Consider the following 13,746-nt stretch of genomic DNA (forward strand, 5'->3'; position numbering starts at 1 on the left):
GGACCGGCCTCAGTTCCCGACTGGGTTCAGATACAGCCGCGCTCCGTCGGACTCGCGCTTTCCCGACCAGCGGCCGCTGCGGTCCTGGCGGAAACGGCCAATGGTGGTGTTGTTGGTGTCGGTAATCAGCAACTGGTTGCCCGACAGCACCCAGCGGTTGGCCGGGAAGAACCCATCCGGACAGCCTGCGGGGACGTAGGCGCTGTGCCCACCGAACCACTCGGCGTCCTTGAGCTCGATGGTGCAGGTGTTGCCGTTCTCCTGGCCCAGGGTCCACCGACCCACGAGTTCCGCGCCCCAGCCCGGGCGCCCGCCGTGCCGGTCGCCATGATCGTGCCCATGCGGCCAGTCGTCGTCATTGCCACCCATGTCGATCTCCACCGAGCTGTCCCTGCTCTCGCTGCGCGACTCGGAGTGCGAGCTGCCGCTGGTGGTGGACTGCTGGTTGAGCGAACCGAAGTTGCCGAATGCCGAGTCGCCGTTCTGATCGGAGCTGGTCGTTCCGTCCTGGTCCTGCCCGGTCGTCGACTGGCTGCTGGTGGTGGTCGTGCTGGAGCTGTCCTGCTCGCTGCTGGTGTGCTCCTCCATCGAGCCGAACGAGACATCCTGGCCGAGGGCCACGGCGGGGGAGCCCAGCAGGAGCAGGGCGAGCAGGGGGGTAGAGGGGAAGTTCGTTGCCATTGCTTTCTCCAGACGTAGACCGACGGGAACAGCGCGAGGCAAGCGGAGCACACCCCGCGTGAGCGGACTGGCAATAAAAAAGCCGGGACCCCGTGTGAAGGAGGTCCCGGCTCTTTGGGTCCTTGCGGACCTGAACCGCCGAATGCACCAATCGAACGCCTTCGCCGTCGTCTCGTTCTCGCAAAGCGCTCAGGCTAGAACTTCAAGGCCATGCTTTTTCACAACATCCAACAGACGCATCGCCATGCCGCTGGGCTTCTTTGCGCCGGTTTCCCACTTCTGGACCGTGCTTTCGCTTGTGCTCAGATACAGAGCGAAAACCGGCTGGCTTACATTGTTGGCCGACCGGATCCGCACGATTTCCTCAGGTTTGAAGTCGGGTGCCTTGATCAGGTGGCGAGCGTCGAAGTCGCGCATGGTGGCTTTGCTGACTGCGCCAACCTTCATCAGGGCCGAGGCCGATGAGTGAAGGGCCTCAGACATATCGCTCTTAAATTTGGTCTTGGTTTTCATGGCAGATCTCCACCAGGTCTTTGTCTTTCAGCAAAACGGTCAGCTGCGTCTCGTCCAACTTTCCGTAGGCTTTGGCAAGTGTTCGGAAGTCTTCCAGTTCGGCTTCGTCCAAGCTCTTCTTGCCCTGCTTGGAAAAGATGAAGTTGAAGATCCAGTACCGACCGCCTTTCGCCAGGATGATGCTGCGGTAATCGTTGTTATGAAGACGTTTTTTGAAAACCCCTCCGCCGAGATCTTCCGCTTGGCCCAGCCGGACCTGTTTCACAGCCCTGCATAAGTCAGCGTCGCTGATGCCAATCTTCCTCGCCTTCTTGGCGAACCAGCTGGTCTTGAACGTGCGGCTCATAGAGATAAAGTAGCACTCAGTGCTACACATCGTCAATCCTGGACCGTCAGCCGAACACGCTGGCAATAAAAAAGCCGGGACCCCGTTTGAAGGAGGTCCCGGCTCTTTGGGTCCTTGCGGACCGTCTTATGGTGGAGGTGGGCTCTACCTGAAGCTGTCGCGGCGCCCTTACGCGGCAAGGGGTGGATGGGTGTCGTTGGCGCCGATACCCCCACTGGTACCCCCGCTTTCGAGCTGCTGGTCACGGGCGTGGACCTGCAACTGAATCCATTCCTCAACCTCCGATTCGAGCCACCGAACAGATGCCCCGACGGGCACCTGTTTGGGGAACGTTCCGGCCGAAATGCGCGAATACATGGTCGACTTGGGCAGGCCAGTGCGGTCGAGAACCTGCTTCAGGCGCAGGAGCCGGCGGGGTGCCTGGGCGATGTTGGTGGTGCTGGTCATGTGGTCTCCTTCGCCGCGCTGGGCGGCTGGCGGGGGATAGCAAGTAGAGGGCGAACCGGGCGCATCACCTTCAGGGCTTCCCCCATGTCGCCGGCGGCAAGGTGGTGCAGCGCCAGGCCACGGGCTTCCCAGAGGCGAACAGTTTCCGGCCGGGCGTTGGCCAAGTGCACGCCTTGCATGCTGGCAAGGTCGTGCGCGGTGCGCTCAACGGTGTCGCCAAAGTTGATGCCGGCCAAGCTATCCATAGAGCGGCTCCGTGGCAGAATGCGGAAAACTGCCAAGGGGGGCGCTATGATCATTTCTGCCGCGAACGCTGTTTCCGCCGCTGTATCCGCCGGACAAAGCTCGATCACGATCAGCGATAGTTTGATCGTTTTCGCAACCTTGCTCGGACCCGTGCTGGCCGTCCAGGCGCAACAATGGGTTGAGCGGGCGCGCAAGACATCGGATCTGCGCGCTTGGGTATTCACCACGCTGATGAATACACGGGCCACGCGAATGAGCACCGCGCATATCGAGGCGCTCAACAGCATCACCATCGCTTTCCACGACGGAGGAAGGCGTTGGAGATCTAAGAAGAGCCAAGCTGTTTTGAATAAGTGGCGCGAGTACCTCGCTCATCTCTCGCAACAAACGCCGGTGAGCGAGGCCGAGTTTGCCGCCCAGGCTGCCCGAGGTACGGAGATATTCACCAACCTGCTGGAAGCGATAGCGATCGAGCGCGGTTTTGATGTGGATCGCGCAGAGATTGTCGCTGGTGCGTATCACCCCCGAGGATTTGTGCATGGGGAGCTTCAGAGAAATGAGGCGATCGAGCGTGTGATGCAGATTCTCAGAGGGGAAAGCGGTCTGCCGGTCGTAGTCCGACCAGAAGCGCCGACGCCAGCTGGGGAAGAGAACGACGCGCGTCCGGAGGAATGAGGCTGGCTTAGTCATGGCGCACCTCCTGCGGCAGTAGCTTCTGCTGCTGGGCGTACTCGATCACTGTCTGGCCGCTGGGCAGCAGGATGTGCGACAGGAAGGCAGCTTCGAAGGTCAGCATGCCGATCTCGATCGCGGTGACCTGGCCCTTCACCCAGTCGCGCAAAATCGAGTACACGGCCACCCCGCCGATCTTGAGAGCCTTGGCGTCGTGGTCGGCGCGGGTGGCGCGCACGCGGGGGCCGTAGGGGTGCTCCCGCAGCCACGCGGCGGCGTAGCCCCGGGCGCTGGCCTTGAGTTGGACCAGCCGACCGCGGTGCTCGAACTGGATGAACAGCTCGCCGCTTTCGTAGTCCTCACCGGTGGCGAAGCGCTGGCAGCCGAACGACCGCAGCATCTTCTGGATGTCGTTGATCGCGTTGTTGCCGCTGGTGGCGTTCTCGTAGGGCAGGCTCACGATGTGCCCTCCGGGTGCATGCGGCGGTGTCCATCGATCAGAACCTGAACCTGCTGCTGCAACCCGGCAGCCATGTCGCAGAAGTTGGGCACCACGGTGGTGGCCATGACGTGCAGCTGGTTGCGGACGTCCAGCAGCTCCACCAGCGGGAAAACGGCCGGCGGGATTACCTGGACAGTGCCGCCGGGCTTCACCGTGGACAGCGTGCCCGGCACTGCAAACTGAAGCGCCTGGGCGACGATTGCACGCCCGGCGTCCGTCAGGTCGAACTCGCCGTTCTCATGTCCCTCCTGCAGCCATCCGCGATCCCGGAGGTCCAGCAGCTCTGAGAGCTTGAGGGTGGTTTCGCCAGTCCAACCGAACTGCGTGTCGCACACGATCAGGTTCCGGACGGCGTCGGTGGTGGTGGTGGTCGAGCTATTCATGCGGTCTGCTCCTTCGATTGCTGGGGCGCGCGTGCGGACTGCAGCGAAGCCCAAGTGAGGGGGAAAGGGCCGCGCTTGGCCCGGGTAGAGGCGGTTCCGACGGTGGTGCCGATCACGTCGGCGATCTGGCGGCTGGTGAGCAGCTTCCCTTCGACCACGTGGGCGAAGAGCCGGGCGCGCGCGAGTCCTGCGCGGCGGCTGTATTCCCGCTGCCGGCGGGCACATGCGACGACGGTCATGCGGCATCCCTCATCAGGCCCATGACCAGCGCCTTGGCAGTGCGGTTGGGGACAGCGTTGCCGATCTGCTTGGTGATCTCGGTGGCGGTGCCGGCGAAGTCGTAGACCTCGCCCTCGTCGTCGAACGACGTGGCCCTGGCCAGCTCGCGCCAGTGCAGCATTCGGTAGTTGACGTCGATCACGACCTCGTCGGCCAGGTCGGCCGCTGGCTGTGCGAGCCCGAGTTCGCCACGGTTGGCGCCGGTGATGGTGGGCAGAGGGTCATCCAGCCCGCGCACCCGGTCGCCGCCGTGGTGGGTCACCGGCATGGTGAACGGCTCAGCCAGCGCCAGGGACTCGGAGCAAGTGATCGTCGGCATCGGCTCGCTGGCCGGGCGCATGTCACCGGTGCGGCCGGTACCGACGTTGCCCCGCATGACGATGGGCTCGGCCAGCGCCCCCTCGTTGGAACCGGTCAAGGCTGGCATCGGCGCGTCTTGGTCCAGCACGCGGCTGGCTGGGTCGCGGCCATCGCTGTCGCCGTGCCCGGCGCGCATCAGAACTGGTTCGGCCATCCCGAAGCGAGCCTTTGTGGTCACCGATGGCACCGGCTCCGCCACCGAAGTCGCGGTGAGCCCAGAGCCGCCGCCGTAGTACGGCGCCACCAACGGCACTGCCATAGCCTGGTCGCCGCCCTTGGCGGTGGTGACGGTTCGAATCGGCTCAGCCACGGAGCGCGGCACACCGGCGCTGCTGGTGTTCGAGGTCGGAACGATGATGGCTTCGATCAGGTGCGGGCGCGCGCCGTTGCCGCCGGTGGTGATCGTGGGTACCGGATCGCCGACCGGACGCGCGGTGCCGCCGCTGGCGGTGGCCATGACCAGCGGTTCCACCAGCTGCGGCCGTGCGCAGCCAGGGCGCTCACTGCCGGCGCCGCCGGTGGTGATCGTCGGCAGGGGCTGGTCCAGGTCCCGCGCCGCGCCGCCGCTGCTGGTGGCCAGCACCAGACCGACGTGCCCGCCGCCGGCGGTGAGCGAGGGAAGGGGCTCCTCCACCGACTTCGCCGTGGCCTGCAGGTGCTGCTCGCTGGTGCCCCGCAGGTGGACCAGCATCGGGTCCGCCGAGATCAGCCCAAGCCCGATAGCCTCCGCGCGGGAGAAGATCAGGCGCGGCGTCTGCCCATCCAGCAGCGCCTGGACCGCGTCGACGTACGGCTGCGGCCACTGGTACTTCAGCGCGCCGGCAAGGATGCGGCGTAGCGTGTTCGGCCGCAGGGGCTTCTTCCGGCGGAAAATGCTCTTGCCGGCGATGCTCCAGTCGATGATCTCCCGCGCGCCGCGCCAGCGCGGCCGGGTGCCCAGCAGGTCGGTACCGCCCACGCGATCGTGGCTGAAGTCCTCCCAGGCGAGCCGCTTGCCATCACTGCGGCCGATCAGGAAGAAGCGGCGCCGGGTCGTCGGGTCGCCGAAGTCCGCGCAGCAGACCACCTTCCAATCGACCTTGAAGCCCACCGCCTGCAGGGCTGACACCCAGGCGCGGAAGTACTCGCCGCGGCGGGACTTGATCGGCCGGCCGGTGACCAGGCTGCACGGGCCCCAGTCCATGAACTCCGGCACGTTCTCCACCAGCAGTCGGGTCACGCGCAGTTCTGTGCACCAGCGCACAACGTGCCACGGGTCCATTCGCTGCTGGTCGTGTACCGGCCGACCGCCGCGCGCCCGGCTATGGAACACGCAGGAAGGTGCAGCCGTTAGCAGGTCCAGCCGGCCCTCGGGGACCAGCGTCAGCGGCAGAGCGGATTCCAGGTCAGCGCAATGGATGCGGTCAGCGTGTTCCTTGTGATTCCGGCGGTTGGTTTCGATGGCTACCGGCCAGTGGTTCACGCCGATGATGCGCACCGGCAGGCCCAGCTCCCGCATGGCGCGCGCGGCGCCGTTGGACAGCCCGCCGGCGCCGCAGAACAGATCCGCAATGAGCATCGGGCGGACCTTGCGGGTAACGCGAATCTCCGGCGAGCGAGAGCCGTCAGCCATGGTGTTCTCCAATCAGGGCGGCGCGCAGGGTGTCGACGCGCGCACGCCAGTAGTCGATGGTTTCGTCGCTGCTGGTGCGCAGCGTTTCGTGGTGCCCGAGGGCGGTGGCCGCCTCGATGAGGTCGATCAGGGTCTGGTGCTGGTCTGCCGGCAGAATCTGCCCGGCGCGATCGGCCTGCAGCCGCTCGACCAAGTCGTGCGCCTGGGCCAGCCACTGGCGGTAGGCGTCCTTGGTCGGCTGCCTCATGCGCACCGGTACTCCGGCATCGGTAGCGGGCGGCACCAGAACCAGGCCGCTCATGCCCGGGCGTCCCGCCGGGCTTCGGCCAGGATCTCGCGCAGGTCTTCTAGCACCTTGCGGTCCTCGCCTTGGACGGAAGCGGCTGCCACGGCGCGTTCCCAGGCATAGACGCGGTCATTGGGGAGGATACAGTTCATGGCAGAATCGGCTCCAACAAGGACGGAGGGGGCGTGACGTGTTTGGTCGGATAGGCGAATTTTTCGGAGCAGTGACCGAGTGCTGGCTTCTGAGTACTACCTGCGAGGCCAACTGGGAGGCTTGGTCTGGATGGGCTGACTGGGTTGGGGCTTTCGGCGGATGGGCGGGGGCGCTCGCAACTTTCCTCGCTGTCCTTTTGCCTTATCGGCGTGAGCGACGCAGGGCACAATTCCGAGCGAAGATCACGCTCGCGTCGTTCATGGATGGGTTGCAGCGGATGAGGACACAGCTCGATGGCATATCGAGCATCCGACTTACCTTGGAGCTCGGTGACTACCGTCCCCCGAAACAGGAACTGGAGGCCATGCTCAGCATTGCGATCAGCTTCCCGGTTGTCGATACGGAGCCCGAGATGGAAAAGGTGATCGCAGAGATTGGACACCTTCAGAGGGAAGTTGAGACCTGGAGAGCGGTTGTTCATCCCTATGCGTTCGGGCCGCGAGATCCTGTCGAACCGATCACGCTGGCCAACTTGAGGCCCATGCTGGATGCCTTGACCCAGCGTCTGCTTGAAAGCATTGAGCGAACTGAAGACGCCATTGTGGAGGCAGTCCCGAGCATCAATGGGGGCGAACGCAGTATCGAACGGAGCCGCTAGTGCTGAGGTCACGCTGCCACCCCAAGTGAAGCTAGGTCCAGAGCGTCTACGCGATCGCGCAGTCGGTGGCAGGCAGCGCGCAGCGCGATGGCCACATCGCTGCGGCTGTCTTGGCTATAGAAGTTCAGCCCCTCGAAGTGCAGGGCGCCGCCCAGGTCCCGCCGGAACAGGCGGTAGGCAATTACGCCGGTATCGCCCATTGGGTATCGGCCCCAGCTGAAGCCACCGTTACGCTTTGGTGCGCGCCGAACGAAGGGACGGCTCATGCCGCTGCTCCCTTCTTCGCTTTCCGCCGGCGGCTGAGACCGCCTTCGACCACCTGCCGGCGGGTGATGCCAGCCTTGCTGATCGGATCGTTGCCCAGGATCTGGACGCGGCCGCCCTTGCGGCGGAACTCGGCTACGTCGGCTGCCAGCCGCTGGCGCTGCTCGTCCTTCTCGCGGTCGCTGGCACTGCCGAACAGGGGCCTCACGTGGATGCTGGTCATGCTGCACTCCTTAGCGGCACGCGGCTGACCGGCCCGTGCCACAGGTTGAAGGTGTTGTTGATCCGGACCTGCGCGGGGTCGACGGCGATGGGCCGAAGCGGGGTATTCATCCGGCGCTGGTCGTTGAGGCAGGGCGAACACTTGTGGGCGCGCCCGTACTTTCCTGCCAGCGGATAAACCTCCAGCGGCAGCTTGCGGTCGCAGCCTTTGCAGGTCCGGAGCTTCATCATGCGGCCCTCTGGACCCAGGCATTGGCGGCGCGCAGGATTGCAGCCGACAGCGCGTTGCAGATGTCGATCACCCGCGCCTGGTCGTAAAGCTTCGCCGCGCCCTTCTCGGGGAGGGGATCGAATCCGAGCTTGGCCAGGCCGTCTGCGGAGATCGTCAGCGGGGCGATGATCGCGTTGATGTCGCCCAGCTTGATCTTGACCACCGGCCGTGGCGCCGTCGGCGCAGTGGCCACCGGTGCGGCCTGGGTGACGACACCGACCGGGCCGCGCTGGACCACGGCCTCTGCGACGGGCTCGGCCACTGCCGCCGGTGGGGTTTCGACGGTGGACGCGATCGGGGCCACTGCGGGGGCAGCAGCGGCAGCGGCAGCCGCCTGCTGTTCCTCCAACGCCTTGCGCGCCTTTTCGGCTTCCTCCACTCGCATCTGCTCACGTTGCTTGTCGAGGCGCTCCTGCTCCGCACGGTCGTGTTCGCTGATGCGCGCCTTCACCAGATTGCGCAGATCCTCCGGCGCCTTGTTCGCGCACAACGACACGCGGTCCGCGAACAGGCTGGAGTGCTCCGGATGCTCGGCCAGGATGGCCACGTTCGCCCGGACGCGGTCGGCGGTCTGGCTGGCGGAGATCTTCGCGTTGTTGGCCACCGTGTCCACGGCGTCCTGCATGCTGGAGAACGAACGTTTGCCCTTGATGGCCGCCTGCAGCTCGGAGATCAACGTCGCCGGCATCGGCAGGCCATGCTCACCCAAGGTGTCGTTGATGGCGCGGATGTGGTCCTGCACCGCGCGGCGGGCGTTGTTGCCGATCTCGGTACGGCGCTCCTCCTTCCGCTTCGTGACCAGCTTGTCCAGCTCCAGGCGGATCTTGCGGGTCTCCGCGCTGACGTCGTCCATGGTGCGGAACACCGCGTCGATGTCTGCCGTCTGGCCCAACACCTGCTGCTTCGTCGCCTCTAGGCGTTCCTCTACGCCTTTGCACCACACCACCGTCTTCTCGGCGTTTGCGAAGTCTTCGTCGGTCTCCAGCTCGCGGTTGATGGATCCCAGCACCGCCATGGCATTGTCTTTGAACTCGGCCAGGTTGGAGTTCGTAACCATGCCCGTGACCTGGATGCTCAGGGCCGGGAGCGTCTCGGGTGCGCGCCCGGTCGGCAAGGGCGCTGCAGCCGGTGCCGGCTCGTACGCAGAGACATCGGCTTCGAACTGGGCCCAGCCAGTGAGGACCCGCGCGCGCAGCTCAGGGTTGGGCGTGTACCAGCAGTGGCGCTCCTCTACGAGCTGCCAGTCGTTGCCGACGCGCTTCCACTCCGACGCCATGAAGAACACGCGTTCACACTCGGAGACCATCGCCTGGTGCTCCATCTGCACCTGATACATCAGCGGCAGGTCGGTACCGGTGCAGCCGTCGAACATGGCATCGCGCAACGCTTGGTTGAGGCGCTTGTGCTCCCACGCAGTATCTTCCAGTAGCGTCAACCCGTCGTAGCTGGCGGAGTACTTGCCCTTGGCGCCGGTGACCGGATAGAGGTCTTCGCCGACATAACCCTCGGCGATACCTCGCGCGAGCGCTTCGAACTCATGGCCCGGATCGATCACGCGCTCCTGCACGAAGTCGCTGAACTCGCGCGGGACGCCGGCCGCCAGCTCGCGCATGAGATCGGCGCGGGAGAAGTTCGTGGAGACGCCCAGCATCGCCGGCGCGTCGCTGGCGTTGAGGTGCTGAGCACGGTGAGCATGCCACTCCGGGCTGCCCTGGATCAGTTCGACGGTAATCATTCGGCCACCTCTTCAGCCACAGTGGTACCGCCTTCCTGCTGCTCGGCCGGCGCTTGGCCCAATGCCCGGATCTGCGCCTGCTGCGCCTCGCTCAGGGGGCCCTTGGTCTGCGCCATCGTGATGATGGCGTCGGGCGTTTTCTTGCCTGCCTTGATGGCGGCATCCCATTGCGGCAGCGCCGCGGCAAAGGCCTCATCGGTGTACGGCGCCAACGTCTTCTTCTGGGTGGCGGGCGCCCCCTCGGCGGCAAACGCTTCTTCCGGGGTGGTGTCGCCTTCCTTGATCGCGGTCACGATGCCGCGCAGGAGCACCAGGTGCTCCAAGCCGATATCCTCGAGCCCGGCAACCCCGAGCTTCGCGCACACCTGCTCGGTCGAGATCCCGAACCGCTGGAAGTGCGTCAGGGCGTCCGCGCGGCGGTTGGCCAGCGTCTTGATGTCGCCCATGATGACCTTCCGGGCTTCAACGTACATGTCCTCCCAGAACGCCTTCGGCACGCCCTTTAGCACTGCGTTTCGAAGCGCGATCGAGCAGGCGGCATTGGCGGTTACACCGATCATGTCTGCCTTGAAACGGCGCCCCTGACGGTCGACGATGCGGCGCTGCACCTCGTAGGTGATCGCGACGTTGCGCTCCAGGTCATGGAAGACACCCTGCGCGATGATGAATTCGCCCTTGTCGTCGATGACCCGGGCACCGGCGCGGTTGTTGCCCCATGCAGAGGCGATCACCTCGGCGAAGCGGGCGGAGGGGCCTTCAATGGTCTTGCCGTCGCGGGGCAGGGCGTAGACGCACTGCTCGGCAATGCTCTGGCTAAGCGTGACCATCTGAATGGCTTCGTCGCGGAACTTCTTGAGCGAGCGAGGGAAGCGGCGGGCGGTGCTGATCTGCTGCTCGATCTCCGAGCGGCTGATCATTGCGGCCATGCCCTCCTCGGGGACGAGCTGGCCTTCCTGTACCTGGGCATTCATGGAATGAAGTCTCCGGCCGGCAGCGCCGGCGATATTGAAGTGGGTGGAGAGGGCCGGTGCTGATCCCCGGCTTGCCTGCGGTGTTTTCTTGGTCCTTACCGGAGGGACGTCACCCATTCGGCAGTGGCCCGGCTGAATCTGTTGCCGGGGGCAAATCAGGCGGACCGTAGCTGCGCATCAGCCTGCGCATACCTCTCCGTGGTCGGTCAGGCGGCCTGCTGCTGCTCGGCGACCTTGTGGTACGGGTACTTGTCCGGGAACGGCTTGATGAACCCGCCGAAGTGCTTGCCGATGGATTCGGCGTTCTTGAACGCTTCGAACTCGTCGGCGCTGAAGTTCTGGTAGTGGTAGACCGAGCCCGGGCCGCGCGCAGCGCCAGTGCCGCGCTTGAAGCAGATGGCGAGGGTATTGGTGTCTGCGTCGTGGCCGATGCTGTGGATCTGCGAGCTGTCGACGTCGAACAGCTGGATGCGGCCGGTGGCCGGGATGGTGCTGGTCATGTTGTGCTCCAGGGCGGATAGAGGGTTGCCCGTCTTTCCAGGCTGTCAGCCTTGCGCAACAGGGGGCAGCGCAGGGCAGGGGGATCAGGCAGCCAGGTCTTCCTTCTGCTGGGCTTCGTCGTTTGCCTTGCCGGGCTGGAGCGACAGCACCACCGACTCGCGGATCAGGGCTTCGGTGAGCTCTGCGACCTCGTCCGGATCGACATTGGCCGATGCCTTAAAGGCCAGTTCCACGCTGCCGCCTTCCTTCGGGGCGATGACGAACTTCTTGAGCTTCACGTCGACCAAGAAGATGGGCTGCGTGCCTTCCAGCTCGCCGTCGATCTGGAGTTCAAAGCCCTTGAACTCGTGGCCGACCTTGAGCGGCTCCAAACTCGGGATTTTGATTTCGGTCAGGTGCTCACCGATGGACGGCAGCGACTGCTGCTCGCCCGCCTTCGGCTTGCGGAACAGAGACTTGCGGAGCTCCTTGTCGAAGTGGTCCAGCACCGTGTTGCTGGTGCTGGTGACGAAGGTGACGTCGACCGCGAGCGCGCGCTCCTCTCCGTGCCGTTCGATGCGCACGTTGAGGTTGCTGATCACGGCGGGGATTTTGTCCAGATGGAACATGGGAACCTCGTAGGTAGGGCCGGCCACGCCGGCAGTGGTTACTGCAGGTCGCAGGGGACGGCCGGGACCGGATCAGCAGCGCTGCTGCCAGAACGCAGCGCCTGCTCAGCCCGGATCCATTCCAGCGTCGTCAGGTAGACCAGGCCGGCCAGGATGGCGCGGGCCAGCAGCATTCCGCCGTAGCTGTCCGCCATGAAAGCCAGCGCGGCGCCGGCGGCGGAGACTCCGCAGCAGGTGGCAGCGATTAAGAGCGGCAGCAGGATCAGGAGGCGGGCGCGGGTCATGCGAGCAACGCCTGCACCACCAGCGTGCCAACGACGCCAAGGACCAGCCCGATGACCGCGCCGTAGAAGGCGAATTCGCGCGACATGCCGGCGGTCTCCTCCGCGATGAGCTTTTCGAAGTTCATGCGGCCTCCGGGCCATCGGTATGGAAGAACCGGCGGCGGTAGCGCTCGGACAGCTTGTTCTGGGCGTCCTTGGTGCAGCCGGCGGCGATGAACTCCAGCTCCACCTTGTGCACGTCGGCGCCAGCCCGCGCGGCCATCTGGCGCACGCTCTGGAGGCGATAGCGCGAGGCTTCATCGCGAACGGGGAAGGAGAGGATCTGGGCGCTCATGCGGCTCGCTCCAGGTCGGCGTTGCCAAGCAGCAGCTCGCCATCGCCCTGCCGGGATTGCACGGCGAAGGGATTCACCAGAGCACGAGCCTTGTGGATCAGCGCCTGGCGCGCGGTGCGTCGGCGTTCCAGCTCGGCAGAAGACATGCCCGAGCGGTCGCTGCGGGCATCCCGGCCGGTCGGCACGATGTCGGTTGCGTCGCCCAGCATCTGCAGCTGATGTCGGCGGGCTGCCTCCCAAGCCAGCTCGCAGTTGCCGTTAGTGGCCCAGTGGGCGCCGAGGTAGGCGACCTCGCAGCCCGGCATGTCCAGGCCGTGGTTCAGCAGCTGGGCGCGGAGGATGATGGCGATGTGGCGCTGAAAGCGGATGTCTTCGGCCGGGTGGGCCGAGAGAGGGGTCTTGCTGGCGGGCTGGTCCATGACGGTCTCCGTCGCCCTGCCTCGGAATGAGGATGCTGGGGCGTTGGCGCATTAAACACCCCGTTTAATACCTAAGTCAACACCATGTTTAAAAATTGGACAAAAAAAATCCCGAGGGGTTGGGGCCGCTCGGGATGAAGCGCGTCAGAAGGTCGCTTCGATAACTGGTGGGGACTCCACTGAAGGGAAGGTGAGACGGTACTTCCGGGTGACCCCAGCTTCGACGAACACCTCGGTAGATCGCCGGCGGGCGAGGGTAGCCTTCGAGCTGTTAAGGGAGCAAAGGCCGGGACCATCTACGCCAGTGACAGTGAGCAGGTGACGGCCTGGTCGAAGGTCGAATGATGCCGACTCGGCAATGTTGAGGTGGGCTGCGATCTGCTCGTCAACCATGACGCCAATCGCGCATTTGCTCCCTACGGCGCCGACGTCCCTCGTGACGACCACCGTCCCCGTTTCAGCTCCCTGAGGCGGCAAATCGAACAGGCGGTCCGCCGGTGCAGGGCGCACCACGGCGGCATCGGGCTGCTTGGTCGGCATGAAGCAACCAGTTCCCGCAATGGCTACGAGCGTGAGTGCCAACACTGCTCCGCGGCGGTTACTTACGATTCGCCTCATCCCCAGTTCTCCTGTTCAATCCCTACGTCGATTGTGCCGCGAACCAACCCGGCATCATCGAAAGCGATGCCTTCGACCCGGCATTCGCGGCCCAGTTCCATCTTCCCAAGCAAAGCGTCGAGCTCGGCATCTGTCAGGCACTCGATGATCCCATTGACGTGAGCGGTTTCCTGGCGAACTAGCCACATGAGCCAGTACATATTGCCCAGATCTCTGATCCGGGCGTAGAGAACATCGCGCTGCAGAGCGTTGAGTCCCTGTGTCGGGCCGTCGGCGCTTACCACCGTCAGGCGCCTGGCCCGCTTCCCTGTCCTTACCCCCATGGCAGACGCCACGGCAGCCGCCATTTCCTTCATCTCACGCTCGCCTACCGACATCAAT

26 protein-coding genes are annotated in these 13,746 nt (G+C 64.9%); 2 read left to right on the plus strand and 24 right to left on the minus strand.

Annotated elements, in window-relative coordinates; translation table 11 throughout:
* Positions 1–9 precede the first annotated feature (9 nt).
* The 5 genes from HGB51_RS14835 to HGB51_RS14855 form a co-directional block, all read right to left on the minus strand.
* Positions 10–681, minus strand: a complete 672-nt coding sequence (locus HGB51_RS14835) for an AprI/Inh family metalloprotease inhibitor (protein ID WP_070206440.1) — start codon at positions 679–681, stop codon at positions 10–12.
* 189 nt (positions 682–870) lie between these two features.
* The gene (locus HGB51_RS14840) at positions 871–1,194 is read right to left on the minus strand and encodes a helix-turn-helix domain-containing protein (protein WP_070206441.1); all 324 of its coding nucleotides are present in this window, start codon (positions 1,192–1,194) and stop codon (positions 871–873) included.
* Positions 1,172–1,540 (minus strand): type II toxin-antitoxin system RelE/ParE family toxin, encoded by a 369-nt coding sequence (locus tag HGB51_RS14845; protein ID WP_084738806.1) that lies wholly within the window; start codon positions 1,538–1,540, stop codon positions 1,172–1,174. The genes HGB51_RS14840 and HGB51_RS14845 overlap by 23 nt, the downstream gene beginning before the upstream one ends.
* Positions 1,541–1,708: 168 nt before the next feature.
* Positions 1,709–1,987 (minus strand): helix-turn-helix transcriptional regulator, encoded by a 279-nt coding sequence (locus HGB51_RS14850; protein WP_070206443.1) that lies wholly within the window; start codon positions 1,985–1,987, stop codon positions 1,709–1,711.
* Positions 1,984–2,232, minus strand: a complete 249-nt coding sequence (locus HGB51_RS14855) for a hypothetical protein (protein ID WP_070206444.1) — start codon at positions 2,230–2,232, stop codon at positions 1,984–1,986. Before HGB51_RS14855 ends, HGB51_RS14850 begins: the two co-directional genes overlap by 4 nt.
* Positions 2,233–2,278: 46 nt before the next feature.
* On the opposite strand from HGB51_RS14855, the gene HGB51_RS14860 reads away from it, so the two are divergent.
* Positions 2,279–2,908 carry a DUF6680 family protein gene (locus HGB51_RS14860; RefSeq protein ID WP_070206445.1) on the plus strand — a complete coding sequence of 210 codons (630 nt, stop codon included), beginning with the start codon at positions 2,279–2,281 and terminating at the stop codon, positions 2,906–2,908.
* Positions 2,909–2,915: 7 nt separating this feature from the next.
* Here the strand turns inward: HGB51_RS14860 and HGB51_RS14865 are convergent, their stop codons facing one another.
* The 6 genes from HGB51_RS14865 to HGB51_RS14890 are packed head-to-tail and all read right to left on the minus strand — an operon-like array spanning position 2,916 to position 6,479.
* A complete protein-coding gene (locus tag HGB51_RS14865) occupies positions 2,916–3,365 on the minus strand; it encodes a hypothetical protein (RefSeq protein ID WP_070206446.1) in 450 nt (149 codons plus the stop codon).
* Positions 3,362–3,790, minus strand: a complete 429-nt coding sequence (locus HGB51_RS14870; protein ID WP_070206447.1) for a hypothetical protein — start codon at positions 3,788–3,790, stop codon at positions 3,362–3,364. The genes HGB51_RS14865 and HGB51_RS14870 overlap by 4 nt, the downstream gene beginning before the upstream one ends.
* Positions 3,787–4,029 (minus strand): hypothetical protein, encoded by a 243-nt coding sequence (locus HGB51_RS14875; RefSeq protein ID WP_070206448.1) that lies wholly within the window; start codon positions 4,027–4,029, stop codon positions 3,787–3,789. The genes HGB51_RS14870 and HGB51_RS14875 overlap by 4 nt, the downstream gene beginning before the upstream one ends.
* Entirely contained in the window at positions 4,026–6,041 is a 2,016-nt protein-coding gene (locus HGB51_RS14880) for a DNA cytosine methyltransferase (protein WP_070206449.1), read from the minus strand. Before HGB51_RS14880 ends, HGB51_RS14875 begins: the two co-directional genes overlap by 4 nt.
* Entirely contained in the window at positions 6,034–6,342 is a 309-nt protein-coding gene (locus HGB51_RS14885) for a hypothetical protein (protein ID WP_070206450.1), read from the minus strand. Before HGB51_RS14885 ends, HGB51_RS14880 begins: the two co-directional genes overlap by 8 nt.
* Complete coding sequence (locus HGB51_RS14890) at positions 6,339–6,479, minus strand: hypothetical protein (protein WP_171966873.1); 141 nt, start codon at positions 6,477–6,479, stop codon at positions 6,339–6,341. Before HGB51_RS14890 ends, HGB51_RS14885 begins: the two co-directional genes overlap by 4 nt.
* A gap of 365 nt (positions 6,480–6,844) precedes the next feature.
* Here HGB51_RS14890 and HGB51_RS14895 point away from each other — a divergent pair, with 365 nt between their 5' ends.
* Positions 6,845–7,138: a hypothetical protein gene (locus HGB51_RS14895; RefSeq protein WP_141738984.1), complete on the plus strand. Its 294-nt coding sequence runs from the start codon at positions 6,845–6,847 to the stop codon at positions 7,136–7,138.
* An 8-nt stretch (positions 7,139–7,146) separates the two neighbouring features.
* Here the strand turns inward: HGB51_RS14895 and HGB51_RS14900 are convergent, their stop codons facing one another.
* The 13 genes from HGB51_RS14900 to HGB51_RS14955 form a co-directional block, all read right to left on the minus strand.
* Positions 7,147–7,404 (minus strand): hypothetical protein, encoded by a 258-nt coding sequence (locus HGB51_RS14900; RefSeq protein ID WP_070206452.1) that lies wholly within the window; start codon positions 7,402–7,404, stop codon positions 7,147–7,149.
* Positions 7,401–7,625, minus strand: a complete 225-nt coding sequence (locus HGB51_RS14905; protein ID WP_070206453.1) for a hypothetical protein — start codon at positions 7,623–7,625, stop codon at positions 7,401–7,403. Before HGB51_RS14905 ends, HGB51_RS14900 begins: the two co-directional genes overlap by 4 nt.
* The gene (locus HGB51_RS14910) at positions 7,622–7,855 is read right to left on the minus strand and encodes a hypothetical protein (RefSeq protein WP_246233595.1); all 234 of its coding nucleotides are present in this window, start codon (positions 7,853–7,855) and stop codon (positions 7,622–7,624) included. Before HGB51_RS14910 ends, HGB51_RS14905 begins: the two co-directional genes overlap by 4 nt.
* Complete coding sequence (locus HGB51_RS14915) at positions 7,852–9,630, minus strand: YqaJ viral recombinase family protein (protein ID WP_070206454.1); 1,779 nt, start codon at positions 9,628–9,630, stop codon at positions 7,852–7,854. The genes HGB51_RS14910 and HGB51_RS14915 overlap by 4 nt, the downstream gene beginning before the upstream one ends.
* Positions 9,627–10,601, minus strand: a complete 975-nt coding sequence (locus HGB51_RS14920; RefSeq protein ID WP_070206455.1) for a hypothetical protein — start codon at positions 10,599–10,601, stop codon at positions 9,627–9,629. Before HGB51_RS14920 ends, HGB51_RS14915 begins: the two co-directional genes overlap by 4 nt.
* Before the next feature lie 206 nt (positions 10,602–10,807).
* The gene (locus HGB51_RS14925; protein ID WP_070206456.1) at positions 10,808–11,101 is read right to left on the minus strand and encodes a KTSC domain-containing protein; all 294 of its coding nucleotides are present in this window, start codon (positions 11,099–11,101) and stop codon (positions 10,808–10,810) included.
* Positions 11,102–11,185: 84 nt separating this feature from the next.
* Positions 11,186–11,710: a hypothetical protein gene (locus HGB51_RS14930; RefSeq protein WP_070206457.1), complete on the minus strand. Its 525-nt coding sequence runs from the start codon at positions 11,708–11,710 to the stop codon at positions 11,186–11,188.
* A gap of 38 nt (positions 11,711–11,748) precedes the next feature.
* Positions 11,749–11,994 carry a hypothetical protein gene (locus tag HGB51_RS14935; protein ID WP_070206458.1) on the minus strand — a complete coding sequence of 82 codons (246 nt, stop codon included), beginning with the start codon at positions 11,992–11,994 and terminating at the stop codon, positions 11,749–11,751.
* Entirely contained in the window at positions 11,991–12,119 is a 129-nt protein-coding gene (locus tag HGB51_RS20410) for a hypothetical protein (RefSeq protein ID WP_256123580.1), read from the minus strand. Before HGB51_RS20410 ends, HGB51_RS14935 begins: the two co-directional genes overlap by 4 nt.
* Positions 12,116–12,328: a hypothetical protein gene (locus tag HGB51_RS14940; RefSeq protein WP_070206459.1), complete on the minus strand. Its 213-nt coding sequence runs from the start codon at positions 12,326–12,328 to the stop codon at positions 12,116–12,118. The genes HGB51_RS20410 and HGB51_RS14940 overlap by 4 nt, the downstream gene beginning before the upstream one ends.
* Entirely contained in the window at positions 12,325–12,747 is a 423-nt protein-coding gene (locus HGB51_RS14945; RefSeq protein ID WP_070206460.1) for a hypothetical protein, read from the minus strand. Before HGB51_RS14945 ends, HGB51_RS14940 begins: the two co-directional genes overlap by 4 nt.
* A gap of 144 nt (positions 12,748–12,891) precedes the next feature.
* Positions 12,892–13,287: a hypothetical protein gene (locus HGB51_RS14950; protein ID WP_141738985.1), complete on the minus strand. Its 396-nt coding sequence runs from the start codon at positions 13,285–13,287 to the stop codon at positions 12,892–12,894.
* 74 nt (positions 13,288–13,361) lie between these two features.
* Positions 13,362–13,742 carry a hypothetical protein gene (locus HGB51_RS14955; protein ID WP_141738986.1) on the minus strand — a complete coding sequence of 127 codons (381 nt, stop codon included), beginning with the start codon at positions 13,740–13,742 and terminating at the stop codon, positions 13,362–13,364.
* Positions 13,743–13,746 lie beyond the last annotated feature (4 nt).

The organism is Stenotrophomonas bentonitica, assembly GCF_013185915.1.
GTDB classification, from domain to species: domain Bacteria; phylum Pseudomonadota; class Gammaproteobacteria; order Xanthomonadales; family Xanthomonadaceae; genus Stenotrophomonas; species Stenotrophomonas bentonitica.

What these genes read in the sequence shown, in the direction of transcription:
- HGB51_RS14955 (WP_141738986.1), bottom strand. Translation starts at nt 13,742, where the DNA reads ATGTCGGTAGGCGAGCGTGAGATGAAGGAAATGGCGGCTGCCGTGGCG.
- HGB51_RS14920 (WP_070206455.1), bottom strand. Translation starts at nt 10,601, where the DNA reads ATGAATGCCCAGGTACAGGAAGGCCAGCTCGTCCCCGAGGAGGGCATG.
- HGB51_RS14915 (WP_070206454.1), bottom strand. Translation starts at nt 9,630, where the DNA reads ATGATTACCGTCGAACTGATCCAGGGCAGCCCGGAGTGGCATGCTCAC.
- HGB51_RS14840 (WP_070206441.1), bottom strand. Translation starts at nt 1,194, where the DNA reads ATGAAAACCAAGACCAAATTTAAGAGCGATATGTCTGAGGCCCTTCAC.
- HGB51_RS14850 (WP_070206443.1), bottom strand. Translation starts at nt 1,987, where the DNA reads ATGACCAGCACCACCAACATCGCCCAGGCACCCCGCCGGCTCCTGCGC.
- HGB51_RS14885 (WP_070206450.1), bottom strand. Translation starts at nt 6,342, where the DNA reads ATGAGCGGCCTGGTTCTGGTGCCGCCCGCTACCGATGCCGGAGTACCG.
- HGB51_RS14925 (WP_070206456.1), bottom strand. Translation starts at nt 11,101, where the DNA reads ATGACCAGCACCATCCCGGCCACCGGCCGCATCCAGCTGTTCGACGTC.
- HGB51_RS14875 (WP_070206448.1), bottom strand. Translation starts at nt 4,029, where the DNA reads ATGACCGTCGTCGCATGTGCCCGCCGGCAGCGGGAATACAGCCGCCGC.
- HGB51_RS14910 (WP_246233595.1), bottom strand. Translation starts at nt 7,855, where the DNA reads ATGATGAAGCTCCGGACCTGCAAAGGCTGCGACCGCAAGCTGCCGCTG.
- HGB51_RS14890 (WP_171966873.1), bottom strand. Translation starts at nt 6,479, where the DNA reads ATGAACTGTATCCTCCCCAATGACCGCGTCTATGCCTGGGAACGCGCC.
- HGB51_RS14905 (WP_070206453.1), bottom strand. Translation starts at nt 7,625, where the DNA reads ATGACCAGCATCCACGTGAGGCCCCTGTTCGGCAGTGCCAGCGACCGC.
- HGB51_RS14900 (WP_070206452.1), bottom strand. Translation starts at nt 7,404, where the DNA reads ATGAGCCGTCCCTTCGTTCGGCGCGCACCAAAGCGTAACGGTGGCTTC.
- HGB51_RS14895 (WP_141738984.1), top strand. Translation starts at nt 6,845, where the DNA reads ATGCTCAGCATTGCGATCAGCTTCCCGGTTGTCGATACGGAGCCCGAG.
- HGB51_RS14935 (WP_070206458.1), bottom strand. Translation starts at nt 11,994, where the DNA reads ATGACCCGCGCCCGCCTCCTGATCCTGCTGCCGCTCTTAATCGCTGCC.
- HGB51_RS14940 (WP_070206459.1), bottom strand. Translation starts at nt 12,328, where the DNA reads ATGAGCGCCCAGATCCTCTCCTTCCCCGTTCGCGATGAAGCCTCGCGC.
- HGB51_RS14870 (WP_070206447.1), bottom strand. Translation starts at nt 3,790, where the DNA reads ATGAATAGCTCGACCACCACCACCACCGACGCCGTCCGGAACCTGATC.
- HGB51_RS14855 (WP_070206444.1), bottom strand. Translation starts at nt 2,232, where the DNA reads ATGGATAGCTTGGCCGGCATCAACTTTGGCGACACCGTTGAGCGCACC.
- HGB51_RS14880 (WP_070206449.1), bottom strand. Translation starts at nt 6,041, where the DNA reads ATGGCTGACGGCTCTCGCTCGCCGGAGATTCGCGTTACCCGCAAGGTC.
- HGB51_RS14845 (WP_084738806.1), bottom strand. Translation starts at nt 1,540, where the DNA reads ATGAGCCGCACGTTCAAGACCAGCTGGTTCGCCAAGAAGGCGAGGAAG.
- HGB51_RS14945 (WP_070206460.1), bottom strand. Translation starts at nt 12,747, where the DNA reads ATGGACCAGCCCGCCAGCAAGACCCCTCTCTCGGCCCACCCGGCCGAA.
- HGB51_RS20410 (WP_256123580.1), bottom strand. Translation starts at nt 12,119, where the DNA reads ATGAACTTCGAAAAGCTCATCGCGGAGGAGACCGCCGGCATGTCGCGC.
- HGB51_RS14930 (WP_070206457.1), bottom strand. Translation starts at nt 11,710, where the DNA reads ATGTTCCATCTGGACAAAATCCCCGCCGTGATCAGCAACCTCAACGTG.
- HGB51_RS14950 (WP_141738985.1), bottom strand. Translation starts at nt 13,287, where the DNA reads ATGCCGACCAAGCAGCCCGATGCCGCCGTGGTGCGCCCTGCACCGGCG.
- HGB51_RS14860 (WP_070206445.1), top strand. Translation starts at nt 2,279, where the DNA reads ATGATCATTTCTGCCGCGAACGCTGTTTCCGCCGCTGTATCCGCCGGA.
- HGB51_RS14835 (WP_070206440.1), bottom strand. Translation starts at nt 681, where the DNA reads ATGGCAACGAACTTCCCCTCTACCCCCCTGCTCGCCCTGCTCCTGCTG.